At 65.4% G+C, this 22309-nt stretch carries 15 protein-coding genes; 2 read left to right on the top strand and 13 right to left on the bottom strand.

Annotation, left to right across the window (positions count from 1 at the left end; translation table 11 throughout):
• Positions 1–15: 15 nt before the first annotated feature.
• The 4 genes from cyoD to cyoA are packed head-to-tail and all read right to left on the bottom strand — an operon-like array spanning position 16 to position 4046.
• Complete coding sequence (gene cyoD / locus ACN0V4_RS05430; RefSeq protein WP_417673783.1) at positions 16–384, bottom strand: cytochrome o ubiquinol oxidase subunit IV; 369 nt, start codon at positions 382–384, stop codon at positions 16–18.
• Positions 384–992, bottom strand: a complete 609-nt coding sequence (gene cyoC, locus ACN0V4_RS05425; RefSeq protein WP_417673781.1) for a cytochrome o ubiquinol oxidase subunit III — start codon at positions 990–992, stop codon at positions 384–386. Before cyoC ends, cyoD begins: the two co-directional genes overlap by 1 nt.
• A complete protein-coding gene (gene cyoB, locus ACN0V4_RS05420) occupies positions 989–2983 on the bottom strand; it encodes a cytochrome o ubiquinol oxidase subunit I (protein WP_417673779.1) in 1995 nt (664 codons plus the stop codon). Before cyoB ends, cyoC begins: the two co-directional genes overlap by 4 nt.
• Complete coding sequence (cyoA, locus tag ACN0V4_RS05415; RefSeq protein WP_417673777.1) at positions 2973–4046, bottom strand: ubiquinol oxidase subunit II; 1074 nt, start codon at positions 4044–4046, stop codon at positions 2973–2975. The genes cyoB and cyoA overlap by 11 nt, the downstream gene beginning before the upstream one ends.
• A 747-nt stretch (positions 4047–4793) precedes the next feature.
• Between cyoA and ACN0V4_RS05410 the strand changes: the two genes are divergently transcribed.
• Positions 4794–5342: a toxin-activating lysine-acyltransferase gene (locus ACN0V4_RS05410; RefSeq protein WP_417673775.1), complete on the top strand. Its 549-nt coding sequence runs from the start codon at positions 4794–4796 to the stop codon at positions 5340–5342.
• 62 nt (positions 5343–5404) lie between these two features.
• Positions 5405–6790, top strand: coding sequence for an MATE family efflux transporter (locus tag ACN0V4_RS05405; protein ID WP_417673773.1), 1386 nt, complete (start codon positions 5405–5407; stop codon positions 6788–6790).
• Positions 6791–6872: 82 nt separating this feature from the next.
• Here the strand turns inward: ACN0V4_RS05405 and ACN0V4_RS05400 are convergent, their stop codons facing one another.
• The 9 genes from ACN0V4_RS05400 to ACN0V4_RS05360 form a co-directional block, all read right to left on the bottom strand.
• The gene (locus tag ACN0V4_RS05400) at positions 6873–9200 is read right to left on the bottom strand and encodes a molybdopterin cofactor-binding domain-containing protein (protein ID WP_417673771.1); all 2328 of its coding nucleotides are present in this window, start codon (positions 9198–9200) and stop codon (positions 6873–6875) included.
• Positions 9193–9666: a (2Fe-2S)-binding protein gene (locus ACN0V4_RS05395; RefSeq protein ID WP_417673769.1), complete on the bottom strand. Its 474-nt coding sequence runs from the start codon at positions 9664–9666 to the stop codon at positions 9193–9195. Before ACN0V4_RS05395 ends, ACN0V4_RS05400 begins: the two co-directional genes overlap by 8 nt.
• Positions 9667–9679: 13 nt before the next feature.
• The gene (locus tag ACN0V4_RS05390; RefSeq protein ID WP_417673767.1) at positions 9680–10975 is read right to left on the bottom strand and encodes a c-type cytochrome; all 1296 of its coding nucleotides are present in this window, start codon (positions 10973–10975) and stop codon (positions 9680–9682) included.
• A 306-nt stretch (positions 10976–11281) separates the two neighbouring features.
• On the bottom strand, positions 11282–12439 hold the full coding sequence (locus ACN0V4_RS05385) for a calcium-binding protein (RefSeq protein ID WP_417673765.1): 1158 nt from the start codon (positions 12437–12439) through the stop codon (positions 11282–11284).
• A gap of 30 nt (positions 12440–12469) precedes the next feature.
• Positions 12470–14410: a TonB-dependent receptor domain-containing protein gene (locus ACN0V4_RS05380; protein ID WP_417673763.1), complete on the bottom strand. Its 1941-nt coding sequence runs from the start codon at positions 14408–14410 to the stop codon at positions 12470–12472.
• 75 nt (positions 14411–14485) lie between these two features.
• Complete coding sequence (locus tag ACN0V4_RS05375) at positions 14486–15481, bottom strand: calcium-binding protein (RefSeq protein WP_417673761.1); 996 nt, start codon at positions 15479–15481, stop codon at positions 14486–14488.
• 144 nt (positions 15482–15625) lie between these two features.
• Positions 15626–16741 (bottom strand): alpha/beta hydrolase, encoded by a 1116-nt coding sequence (locus ACN0V4_RS05370; RefSeq protein ID WP_417673759.1) that lies wholly within the window; start codon positions 16739–16741, stop codon positions 15626–15628.
• A gap of 188 nt (positions 16742–16929) precedes the next feature.
• Entirely contained in the window at positions 16930–20214 is a 3285-nt protein-coding gene (locus tag ACN0V4_RS05365; RefSeq protein ID WP_417673757.1) for a carboxyl transferase domain-containing protein, read from the bottom strand.
• Positions 20215–20235: 21 nt separating this feature from the next.
• The gene (locus tag ACN0V4_RS05360; protein WP_417673755.1) at positions 20236–21969 is read right to left on the bottom strand and encodes an AMP-binding protein; all 1734 of its coding nucleotides are present in this window, start codon (positions 21967–21969) and stop codon (positions 20236–20238) included.
• Positions 21970–22309 lie beyond the last annotated feature (340 nt).

The raw sequence follows: 22309 nt of genomic DNA, 5'->3' as shown, positions 1-22309 counted from the left end.
TCGGATCAGAACGGATCAGCCCTGTTGGGACTGAAGGTTCAGCATCTTTTCCATGTCATGCTTGGGCATCATGTTCTCGTTCATATTGTGCATGACCCAGAGCGAGCCGGCCAGAACGATGAACAGGATGATCAGCGCCAGCAGGGTCGAACCGAGCGTCCAGCCCTCCTCCGAGTCGCCGCTGACGTGCAGGAAGTAGACCAGGTGCACGATGATCTGCACCGCGCCCAGCCCCATGATGATGCCGATCAGCGTGGTCCGCTCCATCTCGACCTCGCCCATCACCAGGGCGAAGGGGATGATGGTCAGGATCGCCGCCAGGGCAAAGCCGATCATCAGCCGGCCCATGGTGCCATGGCTGCCGTGTTGGGAATGTTCGCTCATCAGACCAGCCTCACCAGATAGACGAAGGAGAAGACCCCGATCCAGATCAGGTCGAGGAAGTGCCAGAACATGCTGAGCGTGCCCAGACGCCGCATGTTGGCGCCGATCAGACCGTGCATGCCGATCTGCACCATCAGCGTCACCAGCCAGATGGTGCCGGCGGTCACGTGCAGACCGTGGGTGCCGACCAGCGCGAAGAAGGCCGACAGGAAGGCCGAGCGGTCAGGGCCGGCCCCGATGTGGATCAGGTGACGGAACTCGTAGACTTCCATACCGATGAAGCCCAGGCCGAAGATCCCGGTGACGGCCAGCCACATTAGCGTGCCGCCCTGCTTGCCCTTGTCGGCCTGCAGCATGGCAAGACCGAAGGTGATCGACGAGATCAGCAGCAGCGCGGTTTCCACCGCGACGAAGCCAGGCTCGAACAGATCCTTGGGTCCCGGGCCGCCGGCATAGCCGTAGCCCAGCACCGCATAGGTCGCAAAGAGCGCACCGAAGATGATGCAGTCGCTCATCAGGTAGATCCAGAACCCGATCGGGGTCGGACTGGAATGGTGACCGTGGTCGTGATCGGTCACGGCACCGGTGTTCGCGTGAAGCGAGCTCATGCCACGGCTCCTTTCGCCTCGGTCTCGGCGACCTCATCCGCGGGGATGTAATAGTCGCGGTTGTAGTTGAAGGTATGGCCGATGCCGATCACCAGCATCCCCAGGAAGCTGACGATGGCGAGCCACCAGATGTACCAGATCATGGCGAAGCCGAAGACCAGCGCCCCACCGGCCAGAAGCACGCCGGTCGCGGTGCTCTTGGGCATGTGGATCGGGGCATAGTCCTTGGACCAGGTGAAGCCCTCTTTCTTCATCCGCCAGAATTCTTCCCGGCCATGGACCACGATGTCCTGCGGGAAGTTGTACGGTGCCGGCGGCGATTGGGTCGCCCATTCCAGCGTCCGACCATCCCAGGGGTCGTTGCCACAGGCCAGCGCCTTGCGGTTCATGATCGAAACGTAGAAGTTGATGAAGGTACAGGCGATGCCCAGCAGGATCAGCAAGGCGCCGAAGGCCGCCACGATGAAGTAAGGCTGCCAGCCCGCGTCGGGGTACATGTTGACCCGGCGCGTCGCCCCCATCAGCCCCAGCGCGTAAAGCGGCATGAAGGCGAAGTAGAAGCCGACGAACCAGAACCAGAACGACAGCTTGCCCCATTTATCGCTCAGCTTGAAGCCGAAGGCCTTGGGCCACCAGTAGGTCACCGCCGCATAGACCGCGAAGACCACGCCGCCGATGATGACGTTATGGAAGTGGGCGATCAGGAACAGCGTGTTGTGCAGTTGGAAGTCGACCGGCGGAACCGCCAGCAGAACCCCGGTCATCCCACCGATGGTGAAGGTGATCAGGAAGCCGATGGTCCAGAGCATGGGAACTTCAAGCCGCACGCGGCCCTTGTACATGGTGAACAGCCAGTTGAAGATCTTCACGCCCGTCGGCACCGCGATGATCATCGTGGTGATGCCGAAGAAGGTGTTGACGTTCGCCCCCGACCCCATGGTGAAGAAGTGGTGCAGCCAGACGACGAAGCTCAGCACCATGATGCAGGCGGTGGCCCAGACCATGGTCTTGTACCCGAAGATCGGCTTGCCCGAGAAGGTCGACACGATTTCCGAGAAGACGCCGAAGCAGGGGATGATCAGGATATAGACTTCCGGGTGACCCCAGATCCAGATCAGGTTGATGTACATCATCGCATTCCCACCGAAGTCGTTGGTGAAGAAATGCATGCCCAGATAGCGGTCGAGCGTCAGCAGCGCCAGCGTCGCCGTCAACACCGGGAAGGAGATGACGATCAGAACGTTGGTGATCAGCGAGGTCCAGGCGAAGATCGGCATGTCCATCATCTTCATGCCCGGCGCGCGCATCTTCAGGATGGTCGCGATCAGGTTGATGCCCGACAGGGTCGTGCCGACACCGGCGATCTGCAGCGCCCAGAGGTAATAATCCACCCCAGGTCCGGTACTGAAGGCCGCGCCCGACAAGGGCGGGAAGGCCAGCCAGCCGACACGTGCGAACTCCCCGATGAAGAGCGAGATGTTGACCAGCAGCGCCCCGGCGACCGTCATCCAGAACGAGAAGTTGTTCAGGAAGGGGAAGGCCACGTCACGCGCGCCGATCTGCAGCGGCATGACATAGTTCATGATGCCGGTGACGAAGGCCATCGCCACGAAGAAGATCATGATCACGCCGTGGGCGGTGAACACCTGGTCGAAGTGGTGCGGCGGCAGATAGCCTTCGGCACCGCCGGCGGCGATCGCCTGTTGCGCCCGCATCATCAGCGCGTCGGCAAAGCCGCGCACCATCATGATGAAGCCCAGCACCATGTACATGATGCCGATCTTCTTGTGGTCGACGCTGGTGATCCAGTTCTTCCACAGCGGCACCCAGAGGCGGAAATAGGTCATCAGACCCAGCACCAGCAGCCCGCCGAGCGCGACGCCCGCGAAGGTGCCGATCAGGATCGGTTCGTGGTAGGGAATCCAGTCGAGGCTGAGGCGGCCGAAGATCGGCGACAGCGTCTCGCTGGCTTGCGTCATATCAGTTGACATTGGTGGTCGTCTCCTTGGGTGCGGCGACGCTGCAAATCTGGTCGGGCGAGATCAGGAAAGCCTCGGTATCGAGTGCCGGCAGGTTGGACGGCAGATCGATCGGATTGCCGAAACCGTCGATGGCGCGCGGGCGGTCGTAATTATAGGCCGCCGCATTCGGGATGCCGGCGATGCCGCCGCCGCCCATCTCGTCCTGCATCATCATCTCGCCCATGCAGACCTTGCCCTCTTCGACGCAGAGTTCGACGACCCGCTGGAACAGATCCTTGTCGACCGTGCCATAGTACCGGACCGGCGTGGCGATGCTGGGTTTCTCAAGCTTCAGATAGGTGTCGCGGGTCAGCGGCGTGCCTTCGCTGCGGACCTTTTCGATCCAGGCGTTGAAGTCCGCGTCGCTCAGCGACAGGGTGTCAAAGGTCATCTGCGCGAAGCCCGGACCCGAATAATGCGCCGAGCGGCCGGCAAAGGTGCCGGTGCTGTCCGCGATCAGGTGCAGCTTCGTCTCCATGCCCGCCATCGAATAGACCATGCCGCCAAGGGCCGGGATGGACAGGGTGTTCATCACCGTCGAGGAGGTCAGGCTGAAGTTCACCGGACGGCCCGCGGGGATCGCCAGCTCATTGACCGAGGCAACGCCGAATTCGGGATAGATGAACAGCCATTTCCAATCGAGCGACACCGCCTGAACCTCGACCGGCTTGCCGGCCTCGAGGTGATCGAGCGGACGATAGGGGTCGAGCCTATGGGTATAGACATAGGTGAACCACCCCAGCGCGATGATGATCAGGATCGGAACACCCCAGATCACCACCTCGAGCTTGGTGGAATGTTCGAACTTGGGATCGTAGTCCGAGGTATCGGCCCGATCCGCGCGGTATTTCAGCGGGAAATAGACCGCCATCACCAGGACGGGAATGATCACGATCAGCATGAGAAGGGTCGAGATGATCAGGAGATTGCGCTCCTGGTCTCCGACCCATCCCTGCGGCGACAGGACATGGTACTGGCATCCGGAAAGCGCAATAGCGCCAGCCCCTGCCAGCAGGAGTTTCTTGAGTTGCAAGGCGAGCCTCTTGTTCTTGTCCGAACCGCCGGCAAGGGTGCGAGAGAGGGCCGGCAAACCGGAACTTTTGGTACGACCCCGCGCCTAAGGTTGATTGCATCCTTCTGCACTGCGGCGAACTGTCGCGACCCCCGGTTTACTGAATGAAATCACATGAATTTGACATCCTCTTGAGGCAACCGCGAGCGTCCCGCCCCCTGCGCCGCCCAATCGCGCGCCGCCTGCCCGCAGCGTGACCGCCAGCGACCGGACCAGCCCGTAGGCGCCGGGCCGGAAAATTCCCCCAAGCCTTGAGAACCCGGGTTGACAGCCCCTGCCCTGTTTCCCTAACTGAGCCCGTTCGAAGACGAGCGGTTTCCGACCCGAGCCGCTGAAATGCTTAGATGCGCCCCCGCATGTCGAGTCCGGACACCGAGGTCATAGGTTTGATTTTCTGGCCCCTGTCAGAAAGCGGATTTATGAGGTGTTTGCGATATGTGTTCTGTCTTCCGGTTCCCCCCATCTGATCCTGTCGGCGTGATTTCCCTGTCATGCCCCCGTCTCTTTCCAGGCCGTTCCCCCATGCCCGGTTTCGGGAAAACGGCGGCGCGTGGCCGCGTCTTCAGGATATCCGAACGGCAGAACCGCATCTGGCAGGACGGCATCGGACGGCCCCCACACCGCCGCTCGTCTTCGGGCAATCCACGCCTCCACGCCCCAGGACGGGCCGGGCGCTCTCCCTCACGATCTTGAATGCAAAAGACATCCATGCAGGTTGACTATGCGGGCATCGGCGACCGGATGCCCTCTCCCGAAACTCCGGACGACAGCACCATCAAGGCCTATGGCGCCCTCGCCTTTCTGGCACTGAGGTCCGCCACCCACCGGCAGATGACGGTCGAGGCGCTGCGGATTAGGCTGCAGCCGCCGCTCGACTGGGGTCTCTATCACATCTTTCGCGACAGCGGCGGCGTGCCACGCGCGGCGCTGACTTGGGCCTGGCTGGGCGAAGCTGCAGAAGACCAGCTCTTGCGCGGGCAACCGCTGCGGCCGCGCGACTGGCGGTCAGGCGACAGCTTCTGGGTGATCGACCTGCTGGCCCCCTATGGTCAGGGCAGCGGGGCCGCGGCGCTGCACTGGCTGCGCCACAGCCTGCCGCCGACGATACCACAGGTTAGTTGCCTGAGCCCCGGCGGGCGGCGCAATCGGCCATCGCGGCAGATCACCTGCCTACGCCAACCGGGAGGAGGCTGGAGCCTGCGGCAAATTCCGCTCCCCTCGCCCCGGCAGCGAAGGGCGCGGCGGCAGCTGCACTGATTTACCTTTGCCCATGCGGCTGTTACCCCTTCCGACGAAAGCATTCCGCCGGAGGCCGCGCCTTGAAGACCCGGAACAATCTGATCACCGCACCGATCGGGCCGACGCTCTTGGCCTTTGCGGTGCCGACGCTGGTCTCCTCGATCCTGCAATCGGCCAATGGCTCGATCGACACCGTCTGGGTCGGCCGGCTACTGGGCAGCAACGCGGTGGCCGCCACCACCAACGGCAATCTGGTGATGTTCCTGCTGACCGCCTTCGTCTTCGGCTTCGGCATGGCCGCGACCATCCTGGTCGGCCAGTCGGTCGGGCGCGGTGATATCGCCGCCGCCCGCCGGGTCGCCGGCACCGCCATCGGTGCCTTCGTGCCGCTGGCGATCCTGCTGGCCATCGGCGGCTGGTTCGTCGCGCCCCATGTGCTCGACCTGCTCGATACCGAAGCCGAGATCGTGCCGCTGGCCCGGGCCTATCTGCAGGTCACCTTCCTGGCCTTCCCCGCCATCCTGACGATGACCCTGCTGATGATGACGCTGCGCGGCAGCGGCGATGCCATCACGCCGCTGATCTTCATGGCGCTGGCGGTGCTGATGGACATCGGGCTGAACCCGCTGCTGATCCTCGGCCTCGGCCCCTTCCCGGCCCTCGGCATCGGTGGCTCGGCGCTGGCGACGGCGGTGGCGAATTACGTGGCCCTCGCCGCCATGGTCACCTATGTCTATGCCCGCGATCTGCCACTGCGGCTGCGGGGCCCCGAGCTGAAATACCTGCGGCCCGATCCGGCGATCCTGAAGCTGATGCTGATCAAGGGGTTGCCGATGGGGATGCAGATGATCGTCGTCTCAAGCTCGATGCTGGCGATGATGAACCTGGTCAACCGCCAGGGGGTCGACACCACCGCCGCCTTCGGCGCCACACAACAGCTCTGGACCTATGTGCAAATGCCGGCGATGGCGCTTGGCGCCGCGGTCAGCGCGATGACGGCGCAGAACATCGGTGCCGGCCGCTGGGACCGGGTGGCGCGGATCACCGGATCGGGCATCCTGTTCAACCTGATGCTGACCGGCGGGTTGGTGGCGCTGCTGCTCTGGGCCGACGGATCGGCGATGCGGCTGTTTCTGGGAGACGAGCAAACCGCCGTCACGATCGGCCGCCATATCGCCAAGCTCGCCACCTGGGGGTTCATCCCCTTCGGCATCACCATGGTGCTTTTCGCCACCATCCGCGCCAACGGCCAGGTGCTCTGGCCGCTGATCATCCTCTTCATCTCGATGTTCCCGGTCCGGCTGGGCTTTGCCTATGGGTTTCAGCCCTGGCTCGGGGAGGATGCGCTCTGGTTCAGCTTTCCGGCCGGGATGATGGCGACCCTGATCATGGCGACGCTGCTCTATGTCTTCGGCAACTGGCGCGCCGAACGCGACATGGTGGTACGGGAAACCGCAAACGGTTGATCGGCCCGGTCCACAACGGGGGCGCCAACGAAAACGGCCGGCCCCGGGGGACCGGCCGCACTGGCCCGAGAGAGTTGGCGCCTCAGCTCTGAAGCGCGGCCAGAACCTTGTCCGGGGTGATCGGCAGGCTGCGCAGCCGCGCGCCGGTCGCCGCGAAGATCGCGTTGGCGATGGCCGGGGCCACCACGGTGGTGCCGGGTTCACCGAGACCCACCGGCACCTCGGTGCTTTCGATCACCTCGACCTCGATCTGCGGTGTGTCGATCATCCGGAGCGGGGTATAGCTGTTGAGGTTGCGGTCGCGGACCTGGCCGGCCTCGAACTCGGTCCCCTCGTAAAGCGCCATCGACAGCCCCCAAAGAGCTCCCCCCTCGATCTGCGCCCGTGCCCCGTCGGGATCGACCGCGATGCCGCAATCGACCGCGAGCCAGAGCTTTTGCACCGCGACCCGACCGGTCTTGCGATCGACATGCACCTGCGCCGCGCCGCCGACCCAGGTGGGCATTCCGCGCGACTGGCCATAGGTGGTGGCGATGCCGATGGCGGTATCGGCGGGCAGATCGCTGCGGCCATAGCCCGACATCTCGGCCACCCGGCGCAGGGCGGCGGCCTGACGCTTGGCGCCGCCGACGGAATCCGGCGCGCTGCCGGCGTTGTGGCCTTCGGCGGTGAAGTGATCCAGCCGGAACTGCAGCGGGTCGGCGCCGATATGGCGCGCCGCCTCGTCCATGAAGCTTTCCACCGCGAAGTTGATCCAGCCCGGCGAGACCGAGCGCAACCAGCCCGGCCGGAAGGCACTTTCCGCCAGCTCGTTCGAGATCGCCCGCGCCCGTTGCGCGCCGACCTCGTACCAGTGATCCACCCCATCGGAGGCGAAGGGATCATAGGGCTCTCCATTGGTGCCCTTGGGCATGAAGCCCGGGATCATCACCTTGGTCGGCCAGCCGGAGGCCACGGCGCTGTCCATGGCGATGACCTTCTTGTCGGCGTCAAACGCCATCCGCATCTTCGACACCGAGGGCGAGCGCGGGCTGTCGAACCGCGCGTCATCCTCGCGTTTCATCACCATCTTCACCGGCTTGCCACCGAGCGCCTTCGACGCCAGCGCGACCGGGATCGCATAATCGCCGTTCAGCCGCCGACCAAAGCCGCCGCCCAGCATATAGGTGCGCATGATGACCTCGCCATCGCCCACCCCCAGCGCCTGCTGGATCCAGGGCAGGCAAAGCGATTGCCACTGGTTGCCGGTGTGGATTTCCCAGATGCCCTCGGCATTGCGGAAGACGGTGGCGTTCAGCGGTTCAAGCTGGAAGTGCAGCACGGTGGCGGTGGTATATTCCGCCTCGAAGGTATCGGCGGCGGCGGAGAACACCGGATCGACATCGGAATTCCCGGTTTCGAGCAGCGCCCCCACGCTCTCATCCGCGATCAGCTCGCGGCTTTTGGCCTGGAAATCCGCCTCACCCAGGGTCGCGGCGGCGCCGGCGGTCCAGCTCACCTTGACCTTGTCGGCGGCCTTCCAGGCGGCCCATTGGCTGTCTGCGATCACCATGGCCCAACCCGGCGCCGTGCCCGAGGGATCGTCGATCTTCAGCGTCTGCCGATAGCCCTTGATGGCCTTGGCCGAGCTGTCGTCGATCGCGGTGATCTCGCTGCCATACCGGGTCGGCGGCAGGATCGGCGCGGCATAGACCATGCCGTCGATCTTGGCATCGATGCCGAAGATGGTCTGGCCGGTGGTCTTGTTCGGGATGTCGAGCGCGGTGACATCCTTGCCCACCAGCGTCAGCTCCGACACCGGTTTCAGCGGCAGCGCCTTCAGCTCCTCCGCCGTAAAGCTGCGGTCGATGCCCCCGGCCACCAGCTCACCAAATCCGGCGGTGTGGCCCGGGGCGGTCACCTGACCATTGGCAACCGTCACCTCGGCCACATCGAGGCCCCAGAGTGCTGCGGCCTTTTCGGCCAGCGCCACCCGGCCGGCGGCGCCGGCCTGGCGATAGACCGGCCAGCTTTGCCAGACCGACCAACTGCCGCCCGTCACCATCAGCCCCCATTTGGGATCGGTGTCGACATGTTCGATCGACACGTCGTCCCAATTGGCGCCGAGTTCATCGGCCAGGATACGGGCGATGGCGGTGCCGACGTGCTGGCCCATCTCGGCCCGGATGATATGGACGTTGACCTTGCCCTTGTCGTCGATCCAGTACCAGATCGTCGGCGCGAAGGGGCTGCCATCGGCGGCGACCGGCAGACCATCGGCGGCGGCCGGGTCCATCGCGGCCTTTGACGCGGCCGGGAAGCCGAAGGCCACGCCGCTGGCGAAGGCCGAGATCAGAAAGCCGCGGCGGTTCAGCGTCAGCCCGGTATCGGCAGTGCCCCCCAGACGGCGGCGGAAGATATCGTTAGCCATTGGAGCGTTCCCCCCTCATCATCGCGGCGGCCTCGCGCACGGCGGCGCGGATCCGGGTGTAGGTCATGCAGCGGCAAAGGTTGCCGGTCATCACCGCGTCGATATCCTCGTCCGTCGGATTGGGGATATCCTTGAGAAAGGCGGCGGCCTGCATGATCTGGCCCGACTGGCAATAGCCGCATTGCGGCACCTTCAGATCGCGCCAGGCCTGTTGCACCGGGTGGTTGCCCTGCGGGTCGAGCCCCTCGATGGTGGTCACCTCGGCGCCGGCGACATCGCCGACCTCGGTGATGCAGGAGCGCGTCGCCTGGCCGCCAACATGTACGGTACAGGCGCCACACATGCCGATGCCGCAGCCGAATTTGGTGCCGGTATACCCCAGCTCGTCCCGGATCACCCACAAGAGCGGGGTGTCGGGCTCGACGTCCAGACTGACAGGGCGTCCGTTCAACGTGAATTCAATCATCTTGCTTCCCTCGTCACTGGGTGGCTTCGGCACGGATGGCGGCGACCTTGGCGTCAAGGTCGGGCCAGGGCGCCAGCTTGCTGCGATCGTCGCGCAGATAGGCGGCGATGGCGGCGATTTCCTGATCGCTCAGCGCGTGGCGGAAGCCGGGCATCACCAGCCCCTTGGTGCCTTCATCGGCGCTGACCCCGTCAAGCATGACGTGGATCAGGTTGGTCGGATCGTCGAGCCGGGTGGCCGAGTTGATGCCCAGATCGGGCCGGCCGGCCTGGACCTGCTCGGCATTGTAATGGCAGGCGGCGCAGGCGGTGGCATAGAGCCGTTCACCCAGGTCGCGACGATAGGCCGGATCGGGCTTGCCCGCCGCAAGGCTGGCCTGAACCACCGCCGATTGCGCCGGATCGCTGTCGGGTGCGCCGACGATATCGCCCAGATAGGTGCCGATCGCCTGCAGATCGCTTTCCGGCAGCTCGCGCAGCCCGGCATGAACCACCGGCCCCATCGGGCCGGCGGCGACGCCGTGATAGACGCCCGCACCGGTCGAGAGATAACGGGTGAATTCCGACGCGGTCCAGGGCACCGCCGAGGGGTTGGCGGCGGTCAGCGCCGGGGCGATCCATTTGTCGATATGGGCGCCGGCAAAGGTCTGGTTCTTCTCCTCGGCGCCGAGCGTGTTGCGCGGGGTATGGCAGGCGCCGCAGTGGGTCACGCCCTCGACCAGATAGGCGCCGCGGTTCCACTCGGCCGATTTCGACGGGTCGTCCTGATACCGCCCCTCGCTGAAGAACAGCATCTTCCAGCCCGCCTGCAGGATGCGCTGGTTCAGCGGGAAGTCGATGCCGGGCTCCTTGGTGACGGAGTGAACCGGCTTCACCTCGGTCATCAGATAGGCATAGATCGCGTCCACGTCCTCGGCGGTCATCTTGGTGAAATGATCATAGGGCAGCGCCGGGAACAGATGCCGCCCCTGCCGATCGACACCCTGCCACATGGCGCGGCGGAAGGCCTCGGGCGACCAGGCGCCGATCCCGGTCTCGGGGTCGGGGGTGATGTTCGATCCGTAGATCACCCCATAATCGGTCTCGATCGGGTAATTGCCCGAGAAAGCCGCGCCCCCGGCGGGGGTGTGACATTCTGCGCAATAGCCAGCAGCAGCGAGAACACGGCCCCTTTCGATCTGTTCGGGCGGGAACGCCGGCCTCTCGGCCGCGCTCATTCTTGGCAAGGGTGAGTGATAGGCATAGACCCCGAATCCGGCCACCGCCAGGGCAACAAGACCGACAAGGGTTCCGGCTGCGGATTTAAGCATTTGGCATCAATCCCTTAGCTTCTAGACGCAAGATATCGTAAGCGTTCAGGTTCTAGCCCGGCTCACGAAGTATTCAACCTTACACTGCGTCACTTTTATGTGTGAGTTCCACCCCTTGCTCGCCCGCGCAGCGAAATCGCCAGCCCGACTCACCCGCCGACCCGCCCCTTCCCCCTCAGCAAGACATCGACGGAACGCCCAGCAAAACCTGGGGCATTCGGCCCAAATCCGCCCGCTGCCACCACGACAAAACGCCGCGCCCCGGAAGGGACACGGCGCCAAACGCATAGCGACAATGCGGTGGGATCAGAACAGGAAGTCCGAGGCGCCGAGGTCGTGCAGCCCCTCCAGCGTGATCCTGAAATCGGCGCTGCCGTCACCGTCGACATCGCCGGCCACCAGCGTGTTGCCGCCCGCCTGCCAGACCCGCAGTTCGCCGGCGGCCCCGGAAAATGCGGTATCGTCGATCAGCGTAAAGGCCTGATCGCCAGCCACCGAGGTGTCGGCGTCGATGCCGGAGAGGTCGATGATATCCCCCTGTTTCGAGCTGAAATCGGTGATGCTGTCGCCCTTGGCCTCCTTCGCGGAGGCGAAGACGAAGGTATCGGCCCCCTTGCCACCGGTCAGCGTGTCGGCCCCGGCACCGCCGTCGAGCCGGTCGTTGCCCGCCCCCCCGATCAGCACGTCCTTGCCAGCGCCACCGAACAGCTTGTCATTGCCGCCGCCACCGGTCAGCCTGTCGTTCCCGGCATCGCCATAAAGCCTGTCGGCACCGCCGTTGCCGAACAGCTTGTCATTGCCGGCCCCGCCCTTCAGCACGTCCTTGCCGGCGCCGCCAAAGAGCTTGTCGGCACCGCCACCGCCCAGCAGCGTGTCGTTCCCGGCCATGCCATAGAGCACATCCTTGCCGCCCAGCCCGCGCACGGTGTCGTCGTATTGGGTGCCCTTGTAGCTGTCGCCGCCGGCGGTGCCAGTGACGTCGTGCCCCTGCCCCCAGATCACGTCCAGCAGCGGGTCGGCATAAACCGAGGTGCCATCGGGGCCGCCGCCCATCAAACCGGCGACGATCTCGTGCACCTCGCCCTTCAGACCGGCCTCGTTGGTGATGCTCAGCCCCGAGAGGGTGATCGCCGCGTCGATCTCGACCAGCCCGTCGTCATTCACCACCAGATCGCCGCTGTCGCTGTCATAGGCGCTGCCCAGCGTACCGAGATAGACGGTGTCGATGGTGCCGCTGACCGAATGGTTCGAGAAGGTATAGAGGAAATCATCGCCCTCCAGCACCACGGCGCGGGTGTCGGCCTCCTCCCCAGCCGCGGGGGTGTCAAGGTGCACGATCTGTTCCCTCGTGCCCGTCTCGGGCAAGAACAGCGGCATGCCGTAAGGGGTGAAGCCGTCGAAGAGGGCCTCCAGCTCGGCGTTGAAATCGACGCCATTGCCGTTCAGTTCGATGGTGATGGTCATGGGGGTATCCTTTCCGCCCGCCGCCTCAGGTCAGAACCTGAGCGTCAGCGAAGCCTGCGCGTTGAACCCTGGCTGCGGCTGGGTATCGAGATGGGGGGTGTAATTCGCGTCGAAGATATTGTTCAGCGTCAGACCGAATTCGACGTTTTCGCTGATCTCCTGACGATAGAAGATGTCGACGGTGCGCCAGGCATCATAGCTGAGCGTACTGCCGTGCTTGGACTCGGTGACGGTGAACCGCGTGCCGATCTCGCGCCGCAGATCAGCGCTGCGCAGGCCGGCGGTCATCACCAGACGATCGGGGGGCGTGCTGTCCAGATCCTCGCCGGTGGTCTGATCGGTGCCGTCGAGAATTTGCCCGGCCAGGCTGGCAAAGACCTGCCCCGCCTCATAGCGCGCCTCAAGCTCGAGCCCGCGGATGCGCACCTTGTCGATGTTGTTGTACTGGTAATAGCTGTCGAACAGCGAGCCCACCCGCTCCAGCCCGATATAGTCGCGCACCGTGTTCTGGAACACCGTCGCCCTGAGATCGAGCGCATCGCCCGGCACCAGCATCCCCTCATAGGCGTAGCCGAGGCCGATCTCGAAGGATTGCGATTTCTCGGGCTTCAGGTTCGGGTTCGGCTTGATCTCGAAATCCGCGGGCTCGGGATGCATGCCGGCAACCAGCGTCTCGTTCAGCGAGGGCGGCCGATAGCCCATCGAGGCCGCCGCGTGCAGGGTGAACCAATTGCCTAGCGGCACCTCGATGGCCAGCCGGGGCGACACCGCCTGCCCCGAGGCGGACCCATCGTCGCTGTCCAGGCTATAGCTATCGGCCGACAGCCCGAAGGTGACCCGCGCCAGTCCCAGATCGAAGCGATCCTCCAGCCCCAGGGACCAGATGTCGCGATCGCCCGAGGGGGTCAGGCTGCCCGAGGGATCGTTCACATCCGCTCTGTCGCGGAACCCCTCCAGCGTCAGCGTCAGATCGTGGTCGCGCCCGCCGATGGTGAGATAGCGCTGCGCGGTCAGCAAAAGCCCGGTGGTCCGGGTGTCATAGCTGCGCCAGATCCCGGTCGGCACCAGCGCGGCGTCCAGCGATTGCTGATCCAGCTTGGTGTCGGTGTCGTAAAGCGTGCCCTCGACCCTCCAGCCGGCCAGGTCCTCGGCCTGCCAGCCCAGCCGCAGGCTTTCGGTGCGCATGTCGTTGGCGCGCGGGCTCCCCGAGGAAATCCCGGTGTCATAGGTTTTCTTCATCCGGTCATAGCTGAGGGTGAAGCGCTGGCCGTTGTCGGTATTGAAACCGATCGTCGCCAGCCCGCTGCGACTGGTCTGGCCGGCATAGACCCGGGTGCCGTCAGGCGCGGTGTAATCGTCCGGTTCCGAATGGGTGCCCGCGACCAGGATGTCGACCGCATCGCTCAGCCGCGCGGCCAGTTCGCCGTGCACCGTCGGCGTCTTGGAGAGCGAGCCATAGCGCAGCCGCAGCGTGCCACCCCTCATCGCCCCATCGCGCAGGATATCCTCGGCGGTGACCCGGCGCAGCTCCACCGCGCCACCGATGGCACCGGCCTTGGCGCCGGCACCCCGCGTCACGGTGACCTCGCGCAGCATTTCCTCGTCCACGGTGAAGGTGCCGTTGGCGCCATGGCCCGAGCGGGCGAAGTTCTGGCGCATCCCGTCGACCGTCACCGCGACCCGGCCTTGGTCCTGCATGCCGCGGATATTGACCGCCATTTCCGCCCCCTCGCCGCCCCCGCCCTGGGTGGTGACGCCGGGAATGTCACGCAGGATCGTGCCGAGGCTCGCCCCCTGGTATTCGGTTTCAAGCTGTTCCGCCCCCACCGTGGTCTGCGACTGCTGCGCCGAGGCCTCTGCCCCGGTCTCGACGGTGATCTCGTCCAGCGCGATCACCTCCTGCGCCTGGGCGCAGAGGGGAGAGATGACAAGGCCGGTCACGGCCAGTGCGGCACGCAAGGGATAGGACATGGGGATGCCTCGGGCGGGAAAAGCAGTAGGGGAAAAGGTCAGGCGACGGCCGATGGCCGCCGCCCTCGGGCCTGATCAGAACAGGAACAGCTCGTCCGACAGATCGGCGGCCGTCAGGTTCTCCAACACGATGGTCGCGCCATCGGCGCTCAGCACCAGCGCGCCGTCGGTTTCCGAAACCGAGAAATCGCTGGCCGAGGTCAGATCCAGCGCGGTGACGTCGATCACATCCTCGCCGATGGTGAAATCGGTGATGGTGTCGACGTTGCGGGCGCCGCCCGAGATGATGACAAAGGTATCCTCACCAGCGCCACCGGTCAGCCTGTCGTTGCCGGTCCCCCCCTTGAGGATGTCGTCGCCGGCGCCCCCCAGCAGCGTGTCCTGGCCCTTGCCGCCGAACAGCTTGTCATCGCCACGACCGCCGAGCAGCAAATCGCCGCCGGCCTGGCCTCGCAGCACGTCGTTGCCGGCGCCGCCGACCAGGGTGTCGTCATAGACGCTGCCGAACAGCCGATCGTTCTTGCCGGTGCCGTACATCTCGACCGCATAGCCGTCGAGCACGCTGTCCAGCAGATCGGCGTCGAGCGTGCCCAGCGCGGTATAGACCGCATAGACCGGGTTGGTCGCCACATCATTGCCGCCGCCCGGCGCCACGTCGAGCCCCAGGCCTTCGATCACCAGCCCGGTGTCGAGGCCGGTCACCGCGCCCGCTTCCCCGATCCCCTGGGTGCCCGAGGTTTCCCCATCGACCCAATTGCCGAAGATCAGCGTGTCGACTTCGCCGGTGATGCCATGGCCGTATTCCGACCCGTTGTGGATGAAGTCATAGGCGAGATCATCGCCTTCCATGATGATGGTCGAGGCCAGCGAGGTCTCTTCGGCGTCGGCATAGCTGAACACCACCTGCGTGCCGTTCATGTAATAGGTGCCGCCGAAAGCCGAATCCGGCTCGCCGCCATAGAAGCTCTTCGCGGTGGAACTGCCCAGCGCGGCGAAATAATCGCTGATGTAGGTGTTCGAGTTGAAGCGGGTCGTCAGCGCCGAGGCGTCGATGGTGAGGGTCTGAACCATGATGTATCCTGTCAGTCAGAGCTTGGAGACGAGACATGCTGACTGGCAGGAAGGGGCTTGCTGCATGCGACTGCGCGCGACCCTATTTATACCGACTTTTTTTGTCAACTAAGAGAGAGCACTCTCTACCCTCGCCTTTCCCCCTCATCCAGGAATGAAATCACGCAGCACCGGCACACCCTCCAGCACCTCAAGGACGCTCGGGTCGCGCGGCGGCTGGTCGTAATTGTGGCTTTGCAGCGATTGGCCGATCATCTGTACCACTTCGGGCGAGCCAGCGAATTTGCTGTGGGTGCCGGACCCGGAATCGCGGACCCGGCTCAGATCAATGACGGTCACCCCGAGCTTGGCCAGTTCCGCCGCATCGGCCGCGCCCACCCGGACCACCCCACCCGACACCTGGCGCGACAAGCGCAGGGCAAAATCGTCCTGTGACACCAGGACATAGATATTGCCCACCTTGTGGTGAATCTGGGCAAGCTGGCTGCGGAACACATCAATGTCGATATCCGGCGCCGCCAGCATGATGTTGTTCAGCTTGCCGCTGGAATCCAGCGTGCCCGACAGGCCGGATTGCACCATCACCTCCATGGTGAGGAAGCCGCCCATCGAATGGGCGAAGACATCGAAGCCGGAGGCATTGGTCCGGGTCAGGAGTTCCGAGGCCTGATCAAGCATGTGCCGCGCAGAGAGCGTGCTGTTGATGTCGTAGACATAGTGCGATTCCCTGCCCGCCGAGGCCCAGGAGAACACCACCGGCACGCCGGTAAAGCCCGAGTCCTGCACGAACTGCCCGACGCGCAGCACCGCATCGCTCATCGTCATGTTATAGCCATGCACGAAGAACAGGATGCTCCTGTCCTTGGCCGGGCGCTTGGCCAGCTCGGCGTTGATGGCCCGGATGAAGGCGGTATCGGTCTCATAGACCTCGGGCTCCACCACGGCGAATTGGGTGCGCGGATCCGGCGGCAGCACGCGCGGCCTCTCCACCGCACCGGAAACGTGATCTGGCGGCACGGTCAGCAGGACCGAGGCCAGGCCAAGATGGCTCGACCGCGCGCCGGAATAGAATTGCCCGGCCTTGTCGGACCGCGCCCGGCTGGTGGTGATGAAAATCTTGTGAGGTGTGGTGTCGGCAAAGCTCAGCGCCGGTGCGCGCGCATTGTCGACCCCGATCAATTCGGCCGGACGACTGCACCCCGACAGCCCGATGGCGCCCACAAGGCAGATGAGGCTGGCGATACGGGCAAGGGCGAACATGGGCAGGCTCCGGGGCTTCGACGGCTGAGCATCAGCGAACGGCCCCATCTCCCGACAGGGGCGCCGGGCTGTCAACCTGACGGGACCATCCTGTCCCGGAGCTTGCGGCAAAAGTATGAAGACCGCGCAAACAGGCGACAGGGGGCGTGCTCCGCCCCCTGCCCGATGCGCCGGATCGCGTTCGCCCGTTACCAGGGATCGATCCAGGGGCGTTTCTTGCCAACCCTCGGCTGCGGCGCAGGCGCCGCCTGCAGGGTGGAGAGGATCCAGTCCCGCGTCTCGGCCGGGTCGATCACCGCGTCGATCTCGAGCATGCTGGCGGTATTGATCGCCTTGCCGCGTTCATACATCTTGGCGACCATCTTGTCGAAGAGCGCCTGACGCTCGGCCATGTCCTCGACCGCCTCCAGCTCCTTGCGGAACCCGAGCCTCACCGCGCCTTCCAGCCCCATGCCGCCGAACTCCCCCGTCGGCCAGGCGGCGACGAAATGCGGCGCGCGGAACGATCCCCCCGCCATCGCCTGGGCGCCCAACCCATAGGCCTTGCGCAGCACGAAGGTGAAGGTCGGCACCTCGAGGTTCGAGCCGATCACGAACAGCCGCGAACAATGGCGCACCAGCGCGGTCTTCTCGATCTCTGGGCCCACCATCATGCCGGGCGTGTCGCAGAGGAACATCACCGGCAGATCATGCGCGTCGCAGAGCTGCAGGAAGCGCGCCGCCTTGTCGGCGCCCGGTGTCTCGATGGCGCCGGCCATATGGCGCGGGTTGTTGGCGACCACCCCCATCGGGCGCCCGGCGACCCGGATCAACGCGGTGACCATGCCGGGCGCAAAGCCCGCGCGCAGTTCCAGCACCGAGCCGAGATCGGCGATCCCCTCGATCGCCGCATGGACGTCATAGGCCTCCATCCGGCTTTCCGGCACCACATGACGCAGGGCGCGCGGATCGGGGGCCTGCCAGTCGGTCAGCCGCCCCTGGAAGTAGGAGAGGTATTTCTTGGCGACCTCGACCGCCTCGACCTCATCCTCGACCAGGATGTCGATCACCCCGTTGGCGGCCTGGACCGCGCTGGGGCCGACCTCCTCGGGCCGATAGACGCCAAGGCCGCCGCCCTCGATCATCGCGGGACCGCCCATGCCGATGGTCGAATCCTTGGTGGCGATCACCACGTCGCAACAGCCCAGGAGCGCCGCATTGCCGGCGAACACCCGGCCCGAGCCGATGCCCACCATCGGCACCAGTCCTGACAGCCGCCCATGCAGCGCGAAGGTCATCACATGCAGCCCGGCGATCACGTTGACGTCGACATCCCCCGGCCGTCCGCCACCGCCTTCGCAGAAGAAGATCATCGGCGTGCGGCTCTTCTCGATCACATGCAGCATGCGGTCGGTCTTGTCGTGGTTCATGAAACCCTGGGTGCCGGCCAGCACCGTATAGTCGTAATGCAGCACCGCGGTGCGGGTGCCCTCCTCGCCGAAGAGATCGCCGTTGACCTGACCGAAGCCGGTGATCAGCCCATCGGCGGGGGTGTTGCGGATCAGATCGTCCAGGCTGCGGCGGCTGCGCTGCGCGGCGACCGCGAAATCACCGTATTCGATGAAGCTCTCCGGATCGCAGAGCTGCGCGATATTCTCCCTGGCAGAGCGTTTGCCCTGCGCATGGCGCTTGGCGATCGCCTCGGGGCGCGCCTCGTCTTGCGTGAAGCGGCGGCGTTCCAGCAGCTCGGCCAGATCGGGGCGGATGTGGTCGGGGTCGCGTACCACCTCCTCCTCGGCCTCGAAGGCGAGGCTCTCGTCGGGGTCGAGCGCGAAGAGCGGATCGCCCAGAAATACGGTATCGCCGGGTGCCACGAAGATATCGCGCAGCCGTCCCGACATCTCGGCCAGGATGGTGTGCTGCATCTTCATCGCCTCCATCACCAGCACGGCGCCGCCAGCAGGCACCACATCGCCGGGGCCGGCCTTGACCGCCAGGATGGTGCCCTGCATCGGTGCACCGGTCACCCCTTCGGCCAGCGCTTTCGGCGCGTCCCCGGCGGCCAGCTCCGGCGCGGCGAGGGCGGTGGCGGCGCGCTCCGCCGCGATCCGGCTGGCGGCGGCGAACAGATCGGCTGCGCGGTCTTCGACCATCCGCGTATGGCTCTGCCCCTCGGCCAGTTCCGGCAGGTCCAGCAGCGCCATCAGATAGGGGATATTGGTCTCCACCCCCTCGATCCGGAAGGCGGCCAGCGCCCGGCGGGCACGCGCCAGCACATCGGTCAGCCGCCCGGGGCCGTGCACGATCAGCTTGGCCAGCAGGCTGTCGAAGGCCGGCGACGGTCGCCAGCCGGCATAGCCCGCCCCGTCGACCCGCACCCCCGGGCCGCCCGGCGCCTCATAGACGGCGAGCCTGCCACCGGCGGGCAGCGCGCCGCCCTCGGCCGTCATCGTCTCCATATTGACGCGCAGCTGCACCGCATGGCCGCGCGGCTGCGGCACCTGATCCTGGGTCAAGCCAAGTTCGAACAGGCTCGCCCCCAGCACGACACGGATCTGCGCCTGCACCAGATCGACGCCGGTGATCTCCTCGGTAATGGTATGTTCCACCTGCAGCCGGGGATTGGCTTCGATGAAGGCCAGTGCGCCCCCCTCGCCCACCAGATATTCGAAGGTGCCAAGACCGCGATAGCCCACCGCCCGGGCCATCTGCACGGCACTGTCCAACAGCCGCTGCCGCAGATCGGGGTCGAGCGCCGGCGCCGGCGCGATCTCGACCAGCTTCTGATAACGCCGCTGGAGCGTGCAGTCGCGTTCCCAGAGGTGCACCGCGTCGCTGCCGTCCCCCAGCACCTGAACCTCGATGTGGCGGGCGTTTTCAAGGAAACGTTCGGCATAGATGTCGGCATTGCCGAAGGCGGCCTCTGCCTCGGTGCTGGCCTCCTCATAGGCGGCGACCAGTTGGGCCGGATCGCGAACGATCCGCATGCCCCGCCCACCGCCGCCGGCGACCGCCTTCAGCACGATGGGCGCGCCACCCAAACCTTCCATGAAGGCGAGCAGCTCCGCCGGACCGGCGGCCCGGTCGAGCCCCGGGTTCACCGGCGCGCCGACCTTTTGCGCCAGACGCCGGGCGCTGGTCTTGTCACCCAGCTCCTCCAGCGCCTCGGGCGACGGACCGATGAAGACCATCCCGGCCGCCGCCACCGCGCGGGCGAACTCGGCGCTTTCGCTCAGAAAGCCATAGCCCGGGTGCACCGCCTCGGCGCCCGCGGCGCGGGCGGCGGCGATCACCGCCTCGATATCGAGATAGGCCCTCGCCCCCTTGCCCGGCAGCGCGATGGCGCGCGGCGCGCGCAGCACATGCAGCGCCTCGGCGTCATCCTCGGAATAGAGCGCCACCGGCTCCATCCCCAGCCCGGCCACCGCATCGGCGATCCGCAACGCGATCTCGCCCCGGTTGGCGATCAGGATAGTCTTCACGGTCTTCGTCATTCTCGTCCCTTCCCGGCCGGCTTACAGAAGCTTGGCCAGTTCGTCCTTCTTCACCTTGCCCGTGGCGGTCATCGGCAAGCTTTCGACGATGCGGACCTCCGGGCGCTTGTAGATGGCCATGGCATCGGCGCACCAGGCCTCGATCTCGGCCTCGGTGGCTTCCTTGCCCTCTGCCAGCGTCACGAAGGCCACCGGCACCTGCCCCTTGTCGGGATCGGGCCGCCCGATCACGCCCGAGCCGATGATCGCCGGGTGACGACCCAGCATCGCCTCAAGCTCGGCCGGAAAGACCGACATGCCCTTGACCTTCAGCATCTCTTTCCGACGGCCGAGGAAATGCAGCAGCCCATTGTCGTCGAGCACGCCGATGTCGCCGGTATGCAGCCAGCCGCCCCGCATCAAATCCGCCGTCGCCTCGGGCTTGTTCCAATAGGAGCTCAGCAGCGAGGGCGAACGCACGCAGATCTCGCCTTCCTCCCCCAGCGGTTTCAGCGCGCCGGTGTCGAAATCGCAAATCTTGAACTCGGTCCCCGGGCAGGGCATGCCCACGAAGACCGGCTGCTGGTCCAGATCCCAATCATCGTGCTGGAACCCGGTGGTGAAGGTGTCGCAGGTGTGGGTTTCGGTCATGCCCCAGGCGGCCTCGGCCATGACGGACCCGGTGCGCTCGAACCAGCGGGTGCGGTAATCGTGGTTCAGCTTCTTGACGAAGGAAGAGACCCGCGTGGTCTTGATCGAACTCAGGTCATAGCGGCTGACCTCGGGATGCTCGAGCACCTCGACCGCATTGTCGACCAGCAGGCTTGCCTGATCGGGTTTCAACCGGTCGACCGCGGACATGAAGCTGACCGCGTCCCAGCGCCCCAGCAGGATGCAGGTGCAGCCCGAGAAGACCGGGAACAGCAGCCCCATATCCTCGCCCGCGATCCAGAACAGCGGATGGAAGCAGACCGCCACATTCTCCTGCCCCAGCTCGGTGCCCATGGTGCAGGTGGTGGCCGAGGTATAGATCATGTGCCGCTGGGTATGGACGCAGCCCTTCGGCATGCCGGTGGTGCCGCCGGTATAGTTCAGCGCCGCCACCGCATCGAGATCGGTGGCAATCTGCGGCACCGGAGCGTCACAGGCCTCCAGCGCCTCGATGAAATCCTCGGTGCCTACCGGCGTCGTCGCGGCCGAGATGATCGAGGCGGGGCAATGGAAGGCCGGCGTCTCGGGGATCCAATCGGCCATGCCGGTCGAGTAGATCTTGCGCAGGGTGACCTGATCGCGCACCGCCATGACCAGCGGCACCAGAACGTCGGCGGCCAGGATGATCTCGGCGTCCGCATCGTTCAGCTCATAGATCAGCTCGGCCTCGCGGAACATCGGGTTCACCGGCACATGCACGGCGCCGGCCTTGAGGATGCCGAAGAAGGCGATGGCGAATTGCGGGCAATTGCCCATCAGCACCGCCACCCGGTCGCCCGGCTTCACCCCATCGGCGGCCAGACGCGCAGCAAAGCGATCCGACAGCCGATCCATCTCGCCATAGGTCAGGGTGCCGCCATAGAAGTTGTAGAGCACCTTTTCAGGCTGCACCGCAGCCCATGCGCGCAGGTAATCGGTGATGCCGACCTCGCCATGCGGATAGAACGGCTCGGTCGGCACCTCCTTGGGCCAGATCGCGGCCTGGGCGGCGCGCACGCGCGCCAGATAATCGGCTTCGGTCAGCGGCGCGGCTTCGGCCAGGGCGGAATCGATGGGCGGGGTCATTCTGCGGTCCTTTCTTGGGGCTGATGGGGGAAGCGGACAGCATCCCGCACCGGCCCGCACCGACGGCGCGGCAGGCGCAGGGCCCAAAGCAGCTCCAGAGCGCGGCCGATTTCGACCGCGCCCGCGCTGTGGCGGACTGATGACATGAGGCTTCTCCTCCCGATGACTGCGGCCTGCCCGTTCCTCCCCGGACGCGGGCCGCGAGGGAAGAGTAAGGCCAAAGACCGCATTTCGTCAATTGTCTTCAATTTAATTGTTTTATGATTTATCTCAGCATGTTAGTACTTTAATTACGCAGTATCACGAGGTAGTCCGATGCCCTCCGCCGTCCCATTTCGAC

This window comes from Pseudodonghicola sp. (genome assembly GCF_048268305.1).
Classification (GTDB): domain Bacteria; phylum Pseudomonadota; class Alphaproteobacteria; order Rhodobacterales; family Rhodobacteraceae; genus Pseudodonghicola.
Note: the sequence above shows the minus strand (reverse complement) of the source record. Positions and strands in the feature narration are given on the sequence as shown.

What these genes read in the sequence shown, in the direction of transcription:
- cyoD (WP_417673783.1), bottom strand. Translation starts at nt 384, where the DNA reads ATGAGCGAACATTCCCAACACGGCAGCCATGGCACCATGGGCCGGCTG.
- cyoC (WP_417673781.1), bottom strand. Translation starts at nt 992, where the DNA reads ATGAGCTCGCTTCACGCGAACACCGGTGCCGTGACCGATCACGACCAC.
- cyoB (WP_417673779.1), bottom strand. Translation starts at nt 2,983, where the DNA reads ATGTCAACTGATATGACGCAAGCCAGCGAGACGCTGTCGCCGATCTTC.
- ACN0V4_RS05410 (WP_417673775.1), top strand. Translation starts at nt 4,794, where the DNA reads ATGCAGGTTGACTATGCGGGCATCGGCGACCGGATGCCCTCTCCCGAA.
- ACN0V4_RS05400 (WP_417673771.1), bottom strand. Translation starts at nt 9,200, where the DNA reads ATGGCTAACGATATCTTCCGCCGCCGTCTGGGGGGCACTGCCGATACC.
- ACN0V4_RS05395 (WP_417673769.1), bottom strand. Translation starts at nt 9,666, where the DNA reads ATGATTGAATTCACGTTGAACGGACGCCCTGTCAGTCTGGACGTCGAG.
- ACN0V4_RS05390 (WP_417673767.1), bottom strand. Translation starts at nt 10,975, where the DNA reads ATGCTTAAATCCGCAGCCGGAACCCTTGTCGGTCTTGTTGCCCTGGCG.
- ACN0V4_RS05385 (WP_417673765.1), bottom strand. Translation starts at nt 12,439, where the DNA reads ATGACCATCACCATCGAACTGAACGGCAATGGCGTCGATTTCAACGCC.
- ACN0V4_RS05380 (WP_417673763.1), bottom strand. Translation starts at nt 14,410, where the DNA reads ATGTCCTATCCCTTGCGTGCCGCACTGGCCGTGACCGGCCTTGTCATC.
- ACN0V4_RS05375 (WP_417673761.1), bottom strand. Translation starts at nt 15,481, where the DNA reads ATGGTTCAGACCCTCACCATCGACGCCTCGGCGCTGACGACCCGCTTC.
- ACN0V4_RS05370 (WP_417673759.1), bottom strand. Translation starts at nt 16,741, where the DNA reads ATGTTCGCCCTTGCCCGTATCGCCAGCCTCATCTGCCTTGTGGGCGCC.
- ACN0V4_RS05365 (WP_417673757.1), bottom strand. Translation starts at nt 20,214, where the DNA reads ATGACGAAGACCGTGAAGACTATCCTGATCGCCAACCGGGGCGAGATC.
- ACN0V4_RS05360 (WP_417673755.1), bottom strand. Translation starts at nt 21,969, where the DNA reads ATGACCCCGCCCATCGATTCCGCCCTGGCCGAAGCCGCGCCGCTGACC.